Raw genomic sequence first — 18,032 nt, 5'->3', positions numbered from 1 at the left:
TGTCATTCCTTACTGGTCAGGGCTTGGGCCGCCATCCGGTATGTGTATTCGGCGGTCAGAAGTTCCTTGAGTGGCTCGGGGGTCGCCTCGACTTCGACGACTGATTCGGTGCCGAGATCAACGGTCGGGTAGTCGGCCAGGTATTCGGCGTACGTGCGAGTGCCCAGTCGCATGCCCAGCGTCATCCACGCATCGATGGCCGCCCATCTGCGCGGATAGCGCCGTGCCCAATCACTGTTGTCCAGCAGTTCCTTCCAGTCTGCCGGGGCGAGCTCGTCCCCGTACTCGGCGAGGAACTCCGAATACGCCACGGTCTGCCCACGCACCACGGTGATTCCGCACCCGAGCTGCGGCGGGCCACCGCCCTCGGGCAGTACCCCCAGGACCGCGGCGGCCGCCGCCCGGCCCGTGGTGACCTCTTCGGTCAATGACGTTGCCGGATAGGCACGCAACGTGGCGCAGGCATCGGCGACCGCGGTCAGGATGTCTGCGGAGTCGGCCAACTGCTCCGGTTGGCCGAGTACCCGCGGCAGCCGCACGATCGTGAAGTCGAGCTCTGCCGGCGAGCGGGCCACCACCAGCTCGGCCACTGCCTTGGAGGCGGCATAGGGGTAGGCCGCGTGCCGGGGGTCGGTCACTCGAGGTTCGCTCACCTGCCCGTTGACGACGAACGTCGACAGCTGCACGAACCTGGTGCCGCGACGTGCGCACGCCTGGGTGGCCGCGACGACCAGGTCCACGTTGGCGGCGCGAAGATCGCCGTAGGGCGAGAGAACGTTGGTGTTGCCGATGCAGTTCACCACCGTTGCGGCATCGGCGTCGCGCAACAGGTCGCCCAACTCGGTCCCGCCGAAACCAGGTGGCGCGACTTCGATGCGCACCCCGGCCATGTCACGAAGTGAGATCCAGGGATCCCGTTCGGGCAGTGTCGATCTCGTGACCACCACGACGTCGGCCCGCAGCGCCCCGGCTCGCTTCGGCGCCAAGATCGCCTCGGCGAACCCCGTTCCGAGAATTCCCGATCCACCGAGCACGACGACCGACCCGCGACGGTGACTCGTCGGACGTCGATGGTCGGCTTGTCCGGTGCCCGGACGTCGGTCGGGCAGGCTCGCCAGGTCGCGCTCGATCTCGGCAGCGGCGGCGTGATCCATCCAGGTCATCCCACGCGCATCGTCGACGAGATTGGCCGCGCTGTCGGCGCTGATCAGGTCCAGAATCGACAGCTCTCGCGCCAGATACCGCCGGGTGTCCGGCAGGATCCTGATCAGATCCAGCGAGCCCACCCCTTCGTCGAGCAGCGACGAGTCCGGCCGGATCGTCCGCCCGAGCTGCCGACTCCACAGGTGTGCCAAGCCGACGGCCCGGGTATCGGCGGGATCGCCTGGCGCGTCGAGGGACTGGGGTGATGGGGGAAGCTTGGCGCTGTCGATCTTGCCGTTGGGCTTCCTCGGGATACTCGGTGTCGCGACGACGAAGAACGACGGCACCCGCATACCGGCCAGGACGGCGTTGATGCGCGCAACGGCGTCGTCGGTGCCGGCATCCGTCCTGAGGGTCGCAAACCACACCCCCAGGCGCCCGCTGTGCAGCTCGACGGCCACGTCAGTGATCCCGGGCACCGCGTAGACACGTCGGGTGACCTCGGCGGTATCCACGCGCCTGCCCGCGACCTTGACGAGTGCGTCGCGCCGCCCGGCCAGGACAGGAAAGCCCTCGGGGTCGATGTTCACTCGGTCAGCGGTGGCGAATGCCCGCACCCGCGCGCCGTTACGGGCAGTCACGGTCCCGAACGTCTCGCTGTCGATGCCGAGGTACCCCGATGCCACCAGGTCTCCGGCGATGACCACCTCGCCGAAGACGATGAACACCGTGCCCGGCACCATCGGACGGCCCAGCCGCGACCGAACCTCGCGGTCGGCGATGGCGCCGGCCGCGGCGATGGGAAGCCAGGTGGCCACTACCGTGGCCTCCGTTGGTCCATAGGTCGAGATGAGTGAGATATCCTGCCTCGCAACCGAATCGACCCACTTGTCGATTGCACCGGATCGGATGGCCTCACCGCCGACGATGACCTGCCGAAGCCGGGAGCGCCCGATGCCCTCCATCGCGTCCTCGTCGTCGCACAACAGGTGCCATACGGCAGTCGGAAGGTCGACGACGGTCGACCCCTGGACGACGATGTCGCGGACAAGGGCTTGGAGATCACCGGACTTCATGGCCGCAGACCGGACAAGCCGTGCCCCGCAGAAGGCGCTGCCGAAAACCTCCTCCACGGAGATGTCCGAGGTCAACGGCGCGCACTGCAGGACGGTGTCCTCAGGCCCCCACCCGTAGACGGCTCTGACGGCCTCGCAGAACCCCGCCAGCGCGCGATGGGAGATCCGGACCAGTTTCGGGCTCCCCGTCGAACCGGACGTCGCCATGATGTAGGCGGCGTTGGTAGCAAGGCCGGGATCGTGGGCGACCTCACCAATGCGGCGCTCGACCAGTTCCGCATCGACGGGCGCCATCCGCGGCTGGGTTGCCCCGAGGTCCACGACGTGCACCCTCGCCCCGTAGCCGTGTTCGGTGATCGACGCCACCCGCATGGCGACCTCGCCTACCGTGTCGCAGACGCTGTAGCCGCAGCCGGCGAGGTGGCAGGCGATCAGCAGATCCACCGTCTTGTCGGTGCCCTCGTCGGTGAGCACCACCACATCGCCTGGTGTTACACCGTTTTGGATCAACCAGACAATCCACTCGTCGATGCGCTGACGCCCGCGCAGGCCGCGAACGACGGTGCCGCTGGCATCGAGGAACCATGCCGGCGACGTGGGCGCCGGCAGCGCGGGGATAGCCGGGTCCAGGCGGCAGGCAGCGCCGTCGGCGCCGATGCCCAACCATGCGTCTACGGTCGTCGCGATCGGTTGCCGCCACGATGTCGGCATCGCTTCCAGCACTGCAGCGATCCGCGCCGCAAACCCTGGTGTCGCCGTGGGTAGGTCGGCCCGGTCCCAGACCGCGATGTCGAGGAATCGTTGCTGCTCATCGAGGACACAGACCACCGCTGCGGTCTCCACCGGGCCGATCGCCGTCGTCACCGGCATTTCGCTCAGGTGCGGTCGCAGTGCCGGAGAACAGGGCTCGCGGAGGAAATTGAGCGTCAAGGCCTCCACCTGGGTGGCTCGATTGATCGCCAGATACCTTCGGCGGTAGTGCTCTTCGCGCAGCCATTTGCGCCGAGCGGCTCGGACGTAGCCGCGATCGAGGTTGCGCACAACCTCCTCCACCGAGGCGAACGGGGCGAACCGCACCGGCTGCGCCACCGAATTGACCAAACAGCTGGCGACATCGAGATCCGGCTCCGCGAACCGGTTGTCGGCGGCGTGGATCAGCAGACTCACGGTGCTCTGCCGAACGCTCGCGTCGACAGCGACGGCGGCCGCGGTCACCAGGACATTGAGCGGGACCTGCTCGGCCTCACCCAGCGCGACTAGCGCATCGTAGCCGGGGCCGCAGATCCGGACCGATTCGCGCAGGACGCCCCGGGCGGCGGTTCCCGGCGATCCTCCCGAAACCTGACCGTACCCGCCGCGTCGGGCATCCTCGGCCAGCTCCAGTTCTAGTGCGGCCGTGAGTCGCTCTTGGGCGTCGGTCACCTTGCTCGCTTCGCAGCGGTGAGCTGCGGCAAGCTTGGCGAGACCCGCTTCGATACACGGTGTTTCAAGGGAACCCTCGGCTGAGAGAAGCGTACCCAGATCCGTCTCGATGATGCCTGTCGCACCGCCGTCGAGCAGGATGTGGTGGGTGAACGCATCGAGGCCACACACGTGTCCGGCGGCGTCGGTCCGCACGACGTAGCGAACCAGCGGTGTCTCCACAATGCCTCGTGCCCAAGCATTTTGGAGTGTCTCAGCAGCGCCCAACCCGGTGAGGTCGTCGTCGCCGACCTCGACGATGTCCTCGGCCGACAGCTCAGCGACGAGATGCGGATACTCCCCCGCCGTTTCCGATGCCCGCAGGACGCACAGCTGTATGGGGTTTCTGGCGATGGTCGCTGTGAGCGCTGCCAGGAGCACCGGCAGTGAAACCGGATGAAATCGATAGCGCCGGGCGACCAGATAGAGCGTCGGGTCGCCGTCCTGCAGCACCCCGTTGTAGATATTCTGCTGCGAGCGGGACAGCCGAATCGGACCGGGAGAGGTCACCGAGGCGTCTCCAGCACCCGGACCCACGCCGCCACCGTCAACTCGTTGGCCAGCTGCGTTGGCAGGTCTGACTCGCGGTCCACACCGAGTTGCTTCATCAGCAGCACAAAGCGCACCGAGTCCAATCCGAGGTCCTTCAGGTCGGTTGCGTCGCCGTCGACAAAATCCTCGTCACCGACATACAGCACCGCACAGACGGCGTCGATGATCCGCTCTCTGAGCGCCTCAGCCACGGGTGGCCGTTCCGTCCCCGATCGATGTCGCCAGCGACGCCCGCATGACCTTGCCAGTCTGCGTTCGAGGGATGGTGGTGACGAGGACGATCCTCGACGGTCGCGCCATCGATTCCGCCTCGCGGCGGAAGGTGGCCGCGATCGACTGGGTGAGCGCCCGGGCCGCCGTCTCATCGAGCGGAGTCGACGGGACCACTGCCAGACCGACGAGCGCCCCGAACTCGGCGTCGGGAATTTCGTAACAGGCGGCTTCGCGGACACCGGGCACGCTTTCGGCGATGCGGTCGACATCGTCGGGCGCGACGTTCACCCCGCCGGAGATGATCATCTCCGCCGACCGTCCCCTGATGTAGAAGAACCCGTCCTCGCCGCGCTCCAGCAGGTCGCCGGTGTTCACCCAGCCGTCGACCAGGACCTCGCGGGTCCGCGCAGGGTTGTTCCAGTACCCCAACATATTCGCCGGGGATTTGATCCACAGCGTGCCCGACCTTGCCGATCCGGTGGCGCTGGCACCGCGGGGCGGCCCGCTACCGTCGGCGTCGAGATGGACGTGCACGCCAGGGTAGGGGCGTCCGACCGCGCCCGCTTCGATCTTGGCGATCGAGCCGTCCGCCGTCGGCAGACACAAGGCGGTGCAGCCCGTTTCGCTCAAGCCATACACCTGCGCCGTCTTGATGCCGGCCGACTCCAGGGACCGCACGTCGGCCGCGATTGCGCGAGAACCGCCGTAACCGACCAGCCGCAACGCTGGCACGGTGGCGCCGGTGGACTTCAGTTCGGCGACCAGCCGCGACAGTAGTGTCGGCACAACACATGTCGTCGCGACATCGTGAGCCGTGAGGATGTCCAGCAGCGACGCGGTGCCCTCACCGCCGACGACGCACCGGCCACCCCGCATCAAACACGTGATGATCCACCACAGCCCGCCGATGTGCGTAGCGGGCAGCGGCGAGTAGGTCGTCTCCCCGACCACCCAGTCGACCCAATCCAATCGCTCTTCTCGCAGGATGTCCTGGACGGCGAAGAAGGTCCGGTTGGGCAGCAGCACGGCCTTCGGCTCGCCGGTCGTTCCACTCGTGAAGATCATCGCCAGCGGATCATCGGCGCCCGCGTCCCGGGGTCCCACGGGGCTCTGATCGTCCACGGATGGCACCGCGACCCCTCGCCCCGCGGGGATCTGCACGCCGATCGCGGGCAGGGCACCAAGAGATCCGGGCAGATCCGCGGGCCCAAATGCACTGAACTGGGGGATGAGAATCGCAGCGGGGTCACAGATCTGCCCGAACCGTTCGATGGTGGCCGCGGGCAGGCGGCTGTCGGCCATCACCGCGATCGCGCCGAGGTTTCCGCAAGCCAGCACCGACAGGTAGGTCTCGGGGCCATTGTCTGACAGCACGATCACCCGCGCACCACGCGAAACACCTTGCGCGGCCAGTTCAACGGCCAGCCGGTTGGTCTCGGCGACGAGCTCGCGGTAGGTGAGGGTACTGGCTCCGTCGCAGCGCTGCAGGGCCACCGCATCGGGATATCGCCGCGCCTGGTCGATGATGCGGGCCAGGACGTTCGGCGGAAGATGGGACATCGTCAGTGACTGCTTTCTGCCCGGCGCTAGGGAATGTTCAAGGCGGCCAGTTCGACCTCACCCGAAGCGGAGCCGCCGTCGGAGTCCCAGAACTCGACCGCGCACGGGACCTTCAGATAGCGCCAGCTGCGTTCGACGACCTCGAAGTCCTTGCAGACCAGGCGGGCCGAGAACCGGTGTGCGTTGATCGGCCGCCGGAATCGCGATGAGGTGGTCTTGATCAGCATGCTGGGCAGCTGGTAGTCGAAGTAGTCCTCGATCGACCAACCCACCAGCACCGGGATCTCCTCGTTGAGGATGGCGGGGGCGAAGGCGCTGTAGGCCAGTTGGTTGAAACACAGCAGCAGCTCGACCGCATTGAAGTGTCCGGTGCTTCGGATATAGGACGACTCGGGGATGCTGAAGTTGCCGACCGCGACGACCGAGTCTTCCGTCGCGCGGTACTCGGCGTCGATCAGATACCGACACCCCTTGTAGGCGTACGGCTCCAGCACCCTGACCAAGAGCTCCTCGGAGATCGGGATGGTGCTGATCTGCTCGTCATGGACCGGCGTCAGATCCGCGGTGCTCATACGGCATATCCCGGAGTCTCGAGGCCGTCGAGCATGGTGAGCCGATAGGTGGTCAGCGTTCCCGGGGTGCTGCCATGCTTCGCCCGATGCATCAGAACCCGGTTGTCCCACAACACGATATCGCCGACCTCGTAATGCTGGGTGTGGATGAACGGCGACGCGAACTCGGGGTCGAGCTGTCCCGTCGCGGTCATGAGTTCGTCCAGGATCTGCGGATCGAGCAGCTGACCGTCGGCGTCTTCGATCTTGGTGGTGCCCGAGGCACAGATGTAGAGGATCTCTTCACCGGTGTCGGGATGGCGTATCACCGTGGGCCACTTGATCGGTGGCGTCGTCTTGGTGATCTCGTCCCACACTTCTCCGATCGGCCGGTAGACGTCGGCTGGCCGGATCTTGATGTGACGGCGGGGGTCGTGGGTGCTGAACGTTCCCCGCACCGGATCCTGCTTGGTGGCGGGCAGTGATTCCCAGACCTTGTTCAGGTCGATGAAGTAGGTGCCCCGGTCATGGCCGGGGACCGCAAGGGGAAGGACCATGGAGAACGCGAAGGGTTCGGGCATGAACATGTAGTCGATATGCCAGAACGCACCGGTTCTGGGGACGCCGCGCCCTTCCTCGGTCGAGGACACGAAGATCTCCGGGTGCTCTTCGTGGTGATACATCGGCTCGTAATAGGGAACGATGTCGCCAATGATCCTGCCGAGCTTGATGAACTCCTCGGGGGAGGGGTGCACGTCCTTGAGGACGACGAGCTTGTTCTGGTAGACGACATCGCGGATCTCGTCTCGGGTGATGTCGTCCAGGTTCGCGGGGTCGATCCCGGTGATCTGCGCGCCGAGGCCCGCACCCTTCACAGCCAGTGTCATATGGTCTCTCGTCTCAATTCTGCTTGTCCTCGTCATCGACTTCCCAACCGCCGGGAAGCAAAGGGAGCGTGGCACTGTCACCGTCGGCCGGCAGCCGCGTCAGTCCGGCGGCAACGGCGCGGCCCTCATCGGTGGCGCCGGCGAAGCCGAGCCGCCCCACTCCCTGACTGCTTGCCGTCACTGTGGCTGGACCGGTGCCGCCGGCCGCATCGGCGTCCATCGTGGCCGGTGTCTCGAGAAACTCGTAGCGATACCCGCGGGTGCGCGCCCGGGCCTTGCCGCTCTGGCGCCCCCGCCGGCGAGCTGCCGCCGCGGACCTCGCCGCAGCGACGGCGGCGATGGCTTCGCTCATCGAATCGGAGCCTTTGGCAGCGGCTTTGGGCCCGGTTCCCACGGCGGGCGGCGCGAACGGTGGGACCAGGTAGCTGATCGAGGACGCGGGCGCAGGGCTGGCCGCAGTGGCCGATGCGGGTGCGCTCCCCGACGGGCTGGGAGTCGACGGTGCGGGGGTGGCAGCCACCGATGGCGCCAACACCACCGCGGGGCCCGGCTGGGTCCCGGTTGGCTGGCCGGTGGCGCCGTCGGCAGGGACGGGAAGGGGCTCGACGGCCGGGTCCTGATTCAGCAGCAGGGCCAGGGCGCTCAGCGCGCTCAGCGCGCTCAGCGCGGGCAGGAAGAAGGGCAGGAGCAGCAGACCGTAGGAGGCGTAGTAGGGAATCCAGAGGATCTCGTAGACAACCGCGGCAATCGCGGTAAGGAACAGAGCCGCAGCGGGACTGAACCCGAGATGTTCGAAGAATGCCAGAAAGTACTTGTACGGATCGGCGATGAAATCCGCGATGTCCTTGATGAGCTGGCTGATCCAGTTCGAGATGTCGCGCGCGGCGCTCGCCGCTTCCGCACCGGCCGCCAGGATGTTCGGCGCCGGCTCCGCAGGCGGAATGGCCGCCGTCGCCGCGTCGGTGATCGCCTGGTAGACCGCCATCGTCTCGGCGGCCTGAATCCACATGCGGACGTAGTCGGCTTCGTTGACGGCAATCGGAATGGTATTGATGCCGAAGAAGTTCGTGCCGACGAGCACACCGTGTGCGATGTGGTTGGCGGCCAGTTCGGCCAGGCTCGGCATGGCCGCTAGCGCCGTGCCGTGGGCCGCGGCGATTGTTTCGTGAGCCGCGGCCGTGGCCGCACTGCCGGCCGCGGCCCGCTCGAGCCAGGCTAGGTACGGAACGTGGGCGGTCACATACTGTGCAGCGCTGGGCCCTTGCCAGCTGGTGGCCTGCACTTCGGCCAGCACCCTGGCCAGTTCCGTGGCCGCCGCCGCGTAGGTGAGGCTCAGCTGTTGCCACTGCCCGGCGGCAGCGAGCAGCGATCCCGAGCCCGGGCCGGCGATCAGCAACGCTGAGTGCACCTCGGGTGGAACTGCCATCCAGACCGGGGCCGTCACTGTTCACCTCCTTGGCGGTCCGTTGGTCGGCACGCATCGCTCAGCGCGCGACAGTTCTCCTGCCGTCGCACAGATTCCGGTCGGGTAGTCGGCTGGGATGGGTGATAAGTTCCCGCCGATCTTCATCGCCGCGCTCCCTGTGCGCGCTAGTACGGTGAGGGCCATGCCAGTCATCGACGCCCGCCATCTCGACGGGATATCCGAAACGGCCTTGCTCACCCTGTATCAGCGCGCATCAGAGGCGGCCCGGCCGGACGGCATCATCGCGGACCCGATGGCCATCGCACTGCTGTCCCGGCTCGACTACGACTTCCACCACTTCGGCCGGACCCATCAAGCCACCGCCTTGCGCGCGCGGGCGTTCGACGACGCGTGCCGGGACTTCCTGGCGACCCATCCGCGCGCCACCGTGGTGGCACTGGCCGAGGGCTTGCAGACCAGCTTCTGGCGCGTCGACAACGGTGAGATGAACTGGTTATCAGTTGATCTGGCGCCGATCGTCGAGCTGCGCCAACGGCTGCTGCCAGCGTCGAATCGGCTACGACATTGCGCCCAGTCCGCCCTCGATAACTCCTGGATGGACGCGGTCGACGACACCAACGGGGTGCTGATCACCGCCGAGGGCCTGTTCCAGTACCTCGACCGTGAGTCGGTGCTGGCCCTGATCACCGCGTGCGCGGCCCGCTTCCCGGGCAATCGGCTGGTATTCGACAGCGTCCCGAGATACCTGAGCACCTACTCGCGCCGGCGCGGAATCAAGCTGTCCGAGCACTACACCGCGCCGGCGATGCCGTTCTGGTTCACCGCCGCTGACTACGACGACCTGCGAGCCCTGCCGGGCATCCGATCGGTGAGCGAACTGCCGCTACCGCCGGGGCGCGGCCGGGTGCTGCGGCGGGTCGGGGCCCTGGTCTACCGGTCCTCGTCGCTGGCGCGGTTCCGTGCTCCAACAAACCTGGTCGAATTCTCCTGACTATCAGCGACTTTGGGCCACGGCGCCGGACGGGGGCGCGCCCGCACCACCTGCGGCCACCAGAACCACTTGCCGAGCAGTGCGGCGACCGCCGGGGTCATGAATGCCCGGATCACCAGCGTGTCGAACAGCAGTCCCACGGCGATCGTCGTGCCGATCTGGGCGACGACCGTCAGCTCGCTGACCGCCATCGACATCATCGTGAAGGCGAAAACCAGGCCGGCCGAGGTGACCACTGAACCCGTTCCCCCCATGGCCCGGATGATGCCGGTGTTCAGCCCTGCGCCGATCTCCTCCTTGAAACGTGCGACCAGCAGCAGGTTGTAGTCCGCTCCGACGGCGAGCAGGATGATCAAGGACATCGCCATCACCATGAAGTGCAGCTCGATGCCGATGAGGTACTGCCACAGCAGCATGGACAGCCCGAAGGCAGCCCCGAGCGATACCGCCACGGTGCCCACGATCGCCGTGGCGGCGACCACGCTGCGGGTGATGATCAGCATGATGACGAAAATCAGTGACAGCGCCGCTATTCCGGCGATGAGCAGGTCGTAGTTGTTGCCGTCCTGCATGTCTTTGAACACCGAGGCAGTGCCCCCGACGTAGATGGCCGAGCCCTCAAGTGGGGTGGCCTTCATCGCCTGTTTGGCTGCTCGCTTGATGGTGTCGATGTGAGTGATCCCGTCGGGAGTGAGGGGATCACCGTCGTGGGTGATGATGAACCGCACCGCGTGACCGTCGGGCGAGAGGAAGATCTTCATTCCCCGCTTGAGTTCGTCGTTCTCGAACGCCTCCGGCGGCAGGTAGAACGAGTCGTCGTTACGTGATTCGTTGAACGCCTCGGCCATGGCCGCCTGGTTGTTCTGCATGGCGGCCAGCTGTTTCAGCAGCCCGTCCTGGGTGGCGTACATCGTCAGCAACATCGACTTCATCCGCGTCAGCGTCTCGATCTGAGCCGGCAGCTGCTGGAGGAAGCTCGGCATGAGGGAGTCGATACGATCGAGGTCGGGCAGCAGAGCAACAACGTCTCCGGTCAGGGTGTCGGTGCTGTCGAGGGCGTCGAACATCGACCGCAGTGCTGCACAGACCGGCATGTCGTAACAGTGCGGTTCCCAGTACAGGTAGTTGCGCACCGGCCGGAAGAAGTCATCGAAGTCGGCGATCCGATCCCGCAGTTCCGTGACGTCGGCCGCCATCGTCTTGGTCTTGCCGACCATGTCGTGAGTGGTCGCACTCATCTCGGTCATCGACGCCTGCATCCGCCGCAACGCGTCGATACTGTTCTGGATCAGGTCGGCCTGGCCGAGAACATCCTTCATCCGGTCTTGCAGGTAGCTCTGGTTCAGGGCCTGGACGTTGCCCTGCATGCTCAGCTGCGCGGGAATCGTGCTGAACTTGAGTGGCATGCCGTCCGGTCGGGTGATCGCCTGCACCCGGCTGATGCCGTCCTGGCTGGTGATGTTCCTGGCTATCTTGTCGATCACCAGGAAGTCTGCAGGGTTGCGTAGGTCTCGATCCGTCTCGATCAGGAGGACTTCCGGGTTCAGGCGAGCGCTGGAGAAATGTCGTTCCGCGGCGACGAAGCCGGCGGTGGAGGGCAGATCCGCTGGCAGATAACGGCGTTCGTTGTAGTTGGTGCGGTATCCCACCAGGGTCAACAGGCCGATCAGGGCGATGACGCTGGTCGCGATCAGCACCGGCGCGGGCCACCGGACGATCAGCGCCCCGATCTTGCGCCAGCCGCGAATCCGCATGGCGCGCCTGGGTTCCAGCCGGCCCCAGCGGCTCGCGACGGTGACCACCGCCGGTCCCAGCGTGAGCGCCGCCAGAACCGCGACGAGCATGCCGCTGGCCAGCGGGACGCCGAGGGTCTGGAAGTACGGCAGGCGGGTGAAATGCAGGCACAGCGTCGCGCCGGCGATCGTCGAACCGGATGCGAGGATCACGTGGGCGGTGCCGCGAAACATCGTGTAGTAGGCCGATTCTGGATCCGCGCCGCTGGCCCGCGCTTCCTGGTAACGGCCGACCAGGAAGATCGCGTAGTCGGTGGACGCGGCGATGGCGAGGGTGACGAGCAGGTTGGTGACGAAGGTGGTCAGACCGACGAGGTTGAGGTAGGCCATGGTTGCCACAACCCCGCGCGCGGCCGCCAACTCCAGCAGCACCATCGCCAAGACGATCAGCACCGTTGCCACCGAGCGGTAGACCAGCAGCAGCATCGCGGTAATGACAACGAAGGTGAGACCCACGATGACCACCGCGCTGCGATCACCAGCGGCCTGCTCGTCGGCGGCCAGTGCCGCCGGTCCGGTCACGTAGGCGCTCACCCCGGGTGGGGCGGGGACTTGCCGGACACTGTCTCTGACGGCTTCGATCGACTCGTTGGCCGCGGTCTCGCCCTGGTTGCCGACCAGATGCACCTGGACATAGGCGGCCTTGCCGTCGTTGCTCTGGGCGCCGGCGGCGGTCAGCGGGTCGCCCCAGAAGTCCTGGACGTACTCGACGTGGCTCGCGTCCGCCTCGAGCCGGCCGATGACCGCGTCGTAGTAGCGATGTGCCTCGGCTCCGAGGGGTTGCTGGCCTTCCAGCACGATCATGGCCGAACTGTCGGATGTGTATTCACCGAAGATGTGGCCGACCCGCTTCATCGCGATGACCGAAGGGGCGAAGTCGGGCGACATCTGTACCGAGCGCATCGCCCCGACGACCTCGAGTTGCGGGACGGTGGTGTTCAGCACGGCGACGGCCACGACCCACCCGAGGATGATCGGGACGGCCAGGCGCCGAATCCAGGTCGCCAGAGCCGAGCGTTGCTGCTGCGCGGCAGGGTCGCCGCTCATGTTCGCACCGCGACGCCATCCGCCTTCCAGCGGACTGCCGGCCGCCCGGCCACCGCGCACACCTCGGCATCCAGCGGTGCCGTCGATTCCGGAACCAGCGCACACAATGCCGCCCACTGCGCGCCGGCCCGCACCGTCAGCCCATCCAGCGGCGCCCTCGGCGCGGGAAGCTGCTCGGTACGGATTGCGCACGCCGCGGCCACCCCACGCCCGCTGAGCTCGATCGCCGTCCACAACTCGTCGAATCCCCCTGACCACAGCGCGGTCAGGGTCTCGGCCAGCGCGTCGGAACCAATGCTGTAGGCGGCCACGTAGCCCGACGAACCGTCGGCCACCGCGCGCCAGCCTTCACGTGGCCGTGGACCCAGCAGATCCGGGATGTCGAGGTCGGTGCCGGTCACGACCCAGCCGAATTCGCGGAGCTGGTCGGCAAGCCGACGTGCGGTGAGTTCGGCAGTGCGCCGCAGCGGAATGTCGGTCGAGCGCGCCTGCAATGCAGGTAGATTCGAGGCCGCCGACATGGTCAGCCCGATCCAGCTGGCCCGTCCGGTGGCGGTGTCGCGGCTGGTGACGCGCACTGATTCGCAGCGCACACCGTAGCGGTCGAGGTAGCCGGCGATCAGGTCGAAGGGGATGTCGCGGCTGGTGACGCGCACTGATTCGCAGCGCACACCGTAGCGGTCGAGGTAGCCGGCGATCAGGTCGAAGGGGATGTCGCGGCCACCGCCGTCGATGACCCGCAGCACCACCGTCGTGCGTGCGTCGGCACCGGTCACCTCGAGCACGGGATACGCACGCCGATCGCGGTGACGACCGGGCAGCAACAGCCCGATTCGGCGTCGCACGGCCGTCGTCAGGTGCAGGCCTCGCCACCACCCGAACAGCAGAATGATCACACCGACGGCCACACCGAGTGCCCAGCGTTGCGGGAGCGTGTGCCACGGGTAGGCCATCCCCGCCGGGACTACGGCCAACAACACCAACGAAACTCGGCCGGGACCGGGCACGACGAGACTCATTCCGACTGCTCCTTCCGTCGATGCGCGGCCAGCGCGACACCCACGGCCAGCGCCAGCGCGGCCGTTCCGGCGAACGCGACCGTGCGCGGCGTGTGGTCCCGGGCCGGCGGCTGGGTCGGGGCCGCGATCCGGGCCGGGCCGGCCCCGCCGCCATCGGATCGGGGCCCGGGCAGCTCCCAGGTGAGCGCCGCGACCGGATCCACGGCACCGGCGCCCACCAGATTGGACGGGGTCCGCGCTCCGTTGTGGGCCGTCGCCTGCAGCCGCTGGATCACCTGTGCGGCCGGCATATCCGGAAAGCGGCTGCGCACCAGCGCAGCGACCCCGGACACGTAGGCGGCCGCGTAGCCGGTCCCGTTCAACGGCGCCCACTGCCCGCGCGAGCTGGGAAAGCCGTTGACCAGACCCGCATCGGAGCCGTTGCCGACCGATACGGCGTCCTCCCCCGGCGCCGCGATGCCCAGCCACGGCCCGGTCATGGTGAACGTGGACGGCTCACCGGACGATGTCAGTGAACCCACCGAGAGCACATAGGGTTGCCACCACGACGGTACCGAGAGTGATTCGGCACCAGCCCAATTGCGGGGATCGTTGCCGTTCGCCGCCGGGCCGATCGGATTCGGCTGGCAGTCGGTACCGCCGGAGATCTGCGCGGAACCGACATCCCCGGCGGCGGCGATGATGACCGCGTCCCGGTCCACCGCCGCGTAGCGCAGGGCTGCCCCCAACCTCTGCTGGTCGATCCCATAGTCGACCCGGGGACAGCTGACGACCGAGATGTTGATGACACGCGCGCCCAGGTCCGCGGCGTGGACGACGGCCCGAGCCAGCGCGGCGATATCGGCGGCGGCCCGCACGGCCGCTGGGTCGTCTGCACTCTGGCGCGGCGCGTAGGCCGCCGACGTCTGCCGGATCGCCAGCAGGCGAGCCGCGGGCGCTACCCCCGAGAACGCGTCGGGTCCCGGTTGCCCGCCGATGATGCCCGCGACCGCGGTGCCGTGCCCGTCGCAGTCGGACAACCCATCGGTGTTGGCGATGTAGTCACCGCCGGGTTCGACGTTGGGCAGCCGCGGCCCCGGTGTCACCCCGGTGTCGATGACGGCGACGACCTGCCCGTCTCCCCGGGAAAACTGCCAGGCAGCAGGGAGATTCAGCATGGCGGGGGCCCGAACAGCAGCTGGCGTCGATCCGGGTATGACACCGGTGGTCGCGCATTCGGATCGCTGCGCCATGGGCACGGCGGGGCCGGTGCTGCCCGCCGGCGGTACGACGCCAATGTCGACCGACGGCGGGTTGACCGCCCACGCCGACGGACTCGTCGCGAGCAGCACGCCCAACCCCGCGGCCAGCCCGCGACGAGCACCACGGATCATCGATCGAGCACCCATGCGAACAGTCCCACCAGGTAGGCCAGAGCGGGGAGCAGCGAGGCATCCACCGTCGCGGCCAGCAGCCCGACGAGCCGGCGAGTGGGGAGCGAATAGTTCTCCGGTTTGGCCCGATCCGGGTTCGCCGACAACGCGACGTAGGTTGCGGTAACCCCCGCCAGTACGGCCAGGACGTACAGTGCGGGCCGATAGTGTCCGCCAACAACGAACGCCGCCAGCAGCCCGACAGACACCAGGACGGGTTGTGCGAGCAGCCATGTCTTGCAGGCGGCGCTGTCCCATATCCGAGCGCGCAGCACCGCGGCCACGGAGAAGGCAATCACCACATACCAGCCCCACCCACCGGCCGCGTCCGGCCGGTGGGTAACCGCAAGTGCTCCCAGCACCGACAGCACCACCGCGCCGGCGATGAAGCCACTCTGGTGGGCCTCGCCGACCTGGACACGACGAGGCAGGTCTTCGAGCACGCGGGTGGCCGGGGGCAACGGCGCGGGATCTCCCGGAGCCGGGATAACAGGCATCGGCAAGCGAGCTGTCAGCACCGACAGGGCGGGCGCCTGGACGGTGACCAGTAGGGCGGCCGTCAGCAAACCACAGCCGAGCGTCACCAACGGAAGTTGCCAGAGTTGCGCCACCGCGGCGGCCACCAGGATCGCCGCGCCGACCACGGCCGCGCCGACGAAGAAGGCGACGCAACGGTCAGCGGTGATCATGCAGATCAGCGACCAGGCGGTGACTCCGGCCGCAGCGAGCATCAGTTGGGCCGCACTGGGATGCTCGCCGACCGCCAACGCGAGCGCGGCTGCGATGGGAACCAGTGCAGCGACGGACAACTCCGCTGCCCAGCGCCCGGCGCGAGCGCGGGCGAGCAGCGCGGCGATGACCGTGCTCGCGGCCAGGGCACTCGCGGCGTAGAGGCCGGCCACCTCACCGGTGCTGACGCGGTGGGCGGTGGCCAGCCCGGTCGCGGCAAGGATCACGACGACGACGGCGGCGCGCGCCATCCGCCGAACGTGGTCGATTCCCCATGGCCGCTGGCGCGCTGCAGAGAAGATGACTGCGGCGTCGGCGACATCCTCGATGACTCCCGGAGCCGGTGGCCCCGCGGGGACCGGCTGTAGCGCCAGGAGATCACCGTCGACGACCCCGACGGCATCCAGGTTGGCATCGAGCGAGAACGCGGCGCCGCCGACGGGAGCCAGGCTCAGTGGCCGCGGCACGGCGACGCCGCCCTCGTCGCCGGCGGGGGGCAACAGCCGGCGGATGGCGGGCACGATCTCGCGCACCGGCAGGTGCGTCGGCAGCGCGATATCGACGATGCGGCCGTCGGAGAGGATCGCGACCCGAACGATCGGCAGGACAGCAGTACCGTCGATCGCTGCGGGGATGTCAGTCATGTGTCGTTCTCTTTCACGTTCGCTGGGTGGTGAAGTCACGGACCGGTCGGATCGGCGAAAACCACCGGCCGTCGGGCAGAGCGGCGGTAAGACGTTCGAGGGCAAGGGCAACGGCCAGATCCGTACCCGGGGCAAACACCGAAACCCACTCACCGTCGAAGGCCCGAGTTGGACTGACCACCACACGGCCGGCGCTGCTATCCACCACGGCGATCCCGACGTCGGTGGTCGCCGGTGTGGCGCCGGTGTGCTGGCCGGCCACGACCTCGACATAGCGCCGCGGGTCCTCGAACACCGAACGCACCACGGGCCGGGCCGATTCCGGGACGCCGAGCTGATCCATCACATCGGCCACGTCCGCACCGTCGCGCAGCCGCATGTCGGCTCGAGCACCGGCTTGCGCAGGCAGGCCGAACTCGTCGAATCGTGCCGGCGGGCGTCCCGCTAGCCCGGCGGTGACCACCGCCGCCAGCGCGTGCGGGGTGACGACATTGAGCGCCGAGAACGTCACCAGCAGCCCCCTGCGCAACGCAACGACGGTCTGATCCCCGCGCCGAGCGATGATTCCGCGAAGCATCTCCCCCGCTGCGCCGGTGCCGTCCACGTAGCGCAACTCCAGCCAACGCTGCGGGCCACACACCACGGAAATCCATTGTTGTACAGCGGAACTGACCCTGCCGTCGACAATCACCCCGATGCGGGTGAGCTCGGCCAGCTGGCGCGACGCGACGACCCCTCGTTGCTTCGCGTCACGATGGGGCGGGGTGATCGCCAGCACCCAGGGGAAGCTGCCGGCGCGACTGTTCTCGGCGATGTACCAAGCGGACTCGACGGTGAGCTCAACCGCATCAGCCGCCGGCATACGCCCACCGCAAGTCGCTCGCCCCGCATCGTCGTCGGTGCAAGCGATCTAGCCCCACTTGGCGCCTTCGGCCTGATCCCTGGCGTGCATGGAGAGCGTGTTGGTCTCATGCGTGCTCGCCATCGCACGGTAGGCCCGCACCAGCTCCTCCATAGCGGTGTTCCACTGCGACTGCCACACCTGGTAGGTCATGCCGGTGTCGCCCTGCCAGGCGCCTCGCAGCGCGGACTGCTCGGTAGCGATATCGGCACCGACCGCCTGTAATGCGCCCGCGTAGCTGGCCATATCACCGGCATGGGCCAGCATGGCCGGGTAGTTGTACATGATCTGCGACATCAGACACCCCCGTAGGAGCCGGCTGCCGCCGCGTCCTCGGCCACGTAGGCCGCACCGGCGTCGCCGAGATTGGCGTGCGCCAGGTCGAGCAGGGCATTGACCTTGGCGGCGGCCTCGACGAAGCGGGCATGGGCCGCCTGGAAGGCGGCCGAGGATTCGCCCATGTGGAACGCCTGCGCGCTGACCGCCTCCTGTTCGGCCTGCGCGATGGTGCTGCGCATCAACGCCGTCTTGGCACCGAATGCCGATTCGGACGCGATGATCTGTGGAATATGAGCATCAAGAAGACTCATGTCGGTCATCTCCAATCATTAGATCCAGCTTGCTGAT

The 18,032-nt window shown here is 67.6% G+C and carries 14 protein-coding genes; 1 reads left to right on the top strand and 13 read right to left on the bottom strand.

The genetic code is table 11. The features are described 5' to 3' along the window. Nucleotides 1–2: 2 nt before the first annotated feature. The 6 genes from ADBZ9K_RS27485 to ADBZ9K_RS27460 are packed head-to-tail and all read right to left on the bottom strand — an operon-like array spanning nt 3 to nt 8,869. The gene (locus ADBZ9K_RS27485) at nt 3–4,190 is read right to left on the bottom strand and encodes an AMP-binding protein (RefSeq protein ID WP_526625487.1); all 4,188 of its coding nucleotides are present in this window, start codon (nt 4,188–4,190) and stop codon (nt 3–5) included. Beyond that, nucleotides 4,187–4,423 (bottom strand): phosphopantetheine-binding protein, encoded by a 237-nt coding sequence (locus ADBZ9K_RS27480; RefSeq protein WP_526625486.1) that lies wholly within the window; start codon nt 4,421–4,423, stop codon nt 4,187–4,189. The genes ADBZ9K_RS27485 and ADBZ9K_RS27480 overlap by 4 nt, the downstream gene beginning before the upstream one ends. Further along, nucleotides 4,416–6,005, bottom strand: coding sequence for a fatty acid--CoA ligase FadD10 (gene fadD10 / locus ADBZ9K_RS27475; protein ID WP_526625485.1), 1,590 nt, complete (start codon nt 6,003–6,005; stop codon nt 4,416–4,418). The genes ADBZ9K_RS27480 and fadD10 overlap by 8 nt, the downstream gene beginning before the upstream one ends. 26 nt (nt 6,006–6,031) lie before the next feature. Beyond that, nucleotides 6,032–6,577 carry an FcoT family thioesterase gene (locus tag ADBZ9K_RS27470; RefSeq protein ID WP_526625484.1) on the bottom strand — a complete coding sequence of 182 codons (546 nt, stop codon included), beginning with the start codon at nt 6,575–6,577 and terminating at the stop codon, nt 6,032–6,034. Next, nucleotides 6,574–7,443 (bottom strand): (3R)-3-[(carboxymethyl)amino]fatty acid oxygenase/decarboxylase, encoded by an 870-nt coding sequence (gene scoE / locus ADBZ9K_RS27465; RefSeq protein WP_526625482.1) that lies wholly within the window; start codon nt 7,441–7,443, stop codon nt 6,574–6,576. The genes ADBZ9K_RS27470 and scoE overlap by 4 nt, the downstream gene beginning before the upstream one ends. 13 nt (nt 7,444–7,456) lie before the next feature. Then, on the bottom strand, nt 7,457–8,869 hold the full coding sequence (locus ADBZ9K_RS27460; RefSeq protein ID WP_526625669.1) for a PPE family protein: 1,413 nt from the start codon (nt 8,867–8,869) through the stop codon (nt 7,457–7,459). A 181-nt stretch (nt 8,870–9,050) separates the two neighbouring features. Here ADBZ9K_RS27460 and ADBZ9K_RS27455 point away from each other — a divergent pair, with 181 nt between their 5' ends. Then, entirely contained in the window at nt 9,051–9,860 is an 810-nt protein-coding gene (locus tag ADBZ9K_RS27455) for a class I SAM-dependent methyltransferase (protein ID WP_526625481.1), read from the top strand. Here the strand turns inward: ADBZ9K_RS27455 and ADBZ9K_RS27450 are convergent. Genes ADBZ9K_RS27450 through ADBZ9K_RS27420 form a run of 7 tightly spaced genes read right to left on the bottom strand, consistent with a single transcriptional unit; the run spans nt 9,800 to nt 17,995 of the window. After that, nucleotides 9,800–12,700, bottom strand: a complete 2,901-nt coding sequence (locus tag ADBZ9K_RS27450; protein WP_526625480.1) for an MMPL/RND family transporter — start codon at nt 12,698–12,700, stop codon at nt 9,800–9,802. The genes ADBZ9K_RS27455 and ADBZ9K_RS27450 overlap by 61 nt on opposite strands. Then, entirely contained in the window at nt 12,697–13,719 is a 1,023-nt protein-coding gene (eccE, locus tag ADBZ9K_RS27445) for a type VII secretion protein EccE (protein WP_526625479.1), read from the bottom strand. The genes ADBZ9K_RS27450 and eccE overlap by 4 nt, the downstream gene beginning before the upstream one ends. Further along, nucleotides 13,716–15,092, bottom strand: a complete 1,377-nt coding sequence (gene mycP / locus ADBZ9K_RS27440; protein ID WP_526625478.1) for a type VII secretion-associated serine protease mycosin — start codon at nt 15,090–15,092, stop codon at nt 13,716–13,718. Before mycP ends, eccE begins: the two co-directional genes overlap by 4 nt. Next, nucleotides 15,089–16,483, bottom strand: a complete 1,395-nt coding sequence (gene eccD, locus ADBZ9K_RS27435) for a type VII secretion integral membrane protein EccD (protein WP_526625668.1) — start codon at nt 16,481–16,483, stop codon at nt 15,089–15,091. The genes mycP and eccD overlap by 4 nt, the downstream gene beginning before the upstream one ends. Nucleotides 16,484–16,517: 34 nt before the next feature. Further along, nucleotides 16,518–17,366, bottom strand: a complete 849-nt coding sequence (locus tag ADBZ9K_RS27430; RefSeq protein ID WP_526625477.1) for an ESX secretion-associated protein EspG — start codon at nt 17,364–17,366, stop codon at nt 16,518–16,520. A gap of 48 nt (nt 17,367–17,414) precedes the next feature. Further along, the gene (locus tag ADBZ9K_RS27425) at nt 17,415–17,702 is read right to left on the bottom strand and encodes a WXG100 family type VII secretion target (protein ID WP_526625475.1); all 288 of its coding nucleotides are present in this window, start codon (nt 17,700–17,702) and stop codon (nt 17,415–17,417) included. Further along, on the bottom strand, nt 17,702–17,995 hold the full coding sequence (locus tag ADBZ9K_RS27420) for a type VII secretion protein EsxS (RefSeq protein ID WP_526625667.1): 294 nt from the start codon (nt 17,993–17,995) through the stop codon (nt 17,702–17,704). The genes ADBZ9K_RS27425 and ADBZ9K_RS27420 overlap by 1 nt, the downstream gene beginning before the upstream one ends. Nucleotides 17,996–18,032: the final 37 nt, after the last annotated feature.

Source organism: Mycobacterium sp., assembly GCF_965229265.1.
Lineage (GTDB): Bacteria > Actinomycetota > Actinomycetes > Mycobacteriales > Mycobacteriaceae > Mycobacterium.
This window is presented reverse-complemented; position numbering and strand designations above follow the sequence as displayed.

Excerpts from the sequence above, each read along its gene's own strand:
- fadD10 (WP_526625485.1), bottom strand. The coding sequence starts at position 6,005 with ATGTCCCATCTTCCGCCGAACGTCCTGGCCCGCATCATCGACCAGGCG.
- ADBZ9K_RS27470 (WP_526625484.1), bottom strand. The coding sequence starts at position 6,577 with ATGAGCACCGCGGATCTGACGCCGGTCCATGACGAGCAGATCAGCACC.
- scoE (WP_526625482.1), bottom strand. The coding sequence starts at position 7,443 with ATGACACTGGCTGTGAAGGGTGCGGGCCTCGGCGCGCAGATCACCGGG.
- ADBZ9K_RS27460 (WP_526625669.1), bottom strand. The coding sequence starts at position 8,869 with ATGGCAGTTCCACCCGAGGTGCACTCAGCGTTGCTGATCGCCGGCCCG.
- ADBZ9K_RS27455 (WP_526625481.1), top strand. The coding sequence starts at position 9,051 with ATGCCAGTCATCGACGCCCGCCATCTCGACGGGATATCCGAAACGGCC.
- ADBZ9K_RS27450 (WP_526625480.1), bottom strand. The coding sequence starts at position 12,700 with ATGAGCGGCGACCCTGCCGCGCAGCAGCAACGCTCGGCTCTGGCGACC.
- eccE (WP_526625479.1), bottom strand. The coding sequence starts at position 13,719 with ATGAGTCTCGTCGTGCCCGGTCCCGGCCGAGTTTCGTTGGTGTTGTTG.
- mycP (WP_526625478.1), bottom strand. The coding sequence starts at position 15,092 with ATGATCCGTGGTGCTCGTCGCGGGCTGGCCGCGGGGTTGGGCGTGCTG.
- ADBZ9K_RS27430 (WP_526625477.1), bottom strand. The coding sequence starts at position 17,366 with ATGCCGGCGGCTGATGCGGTTGAGCTCACCGTCGAGTCCGCTTGGTAC.
- ADBZ9K_RS27425 (WP_526625475.1), bottom strand. The coding sequence starts at position 17,702 with ATGTCGCAGATCATGTACAACTACCCGGCCATGCTGGCCCATGCCGGT.
- ADBZ9K_RS27420 (WP_526625667.1), bottom strand. The coding sequence starts at position 17,995 with ATGAGTCTTCTTGATGCTCATATTCCACAGATCATCGCGTCCGAATCG.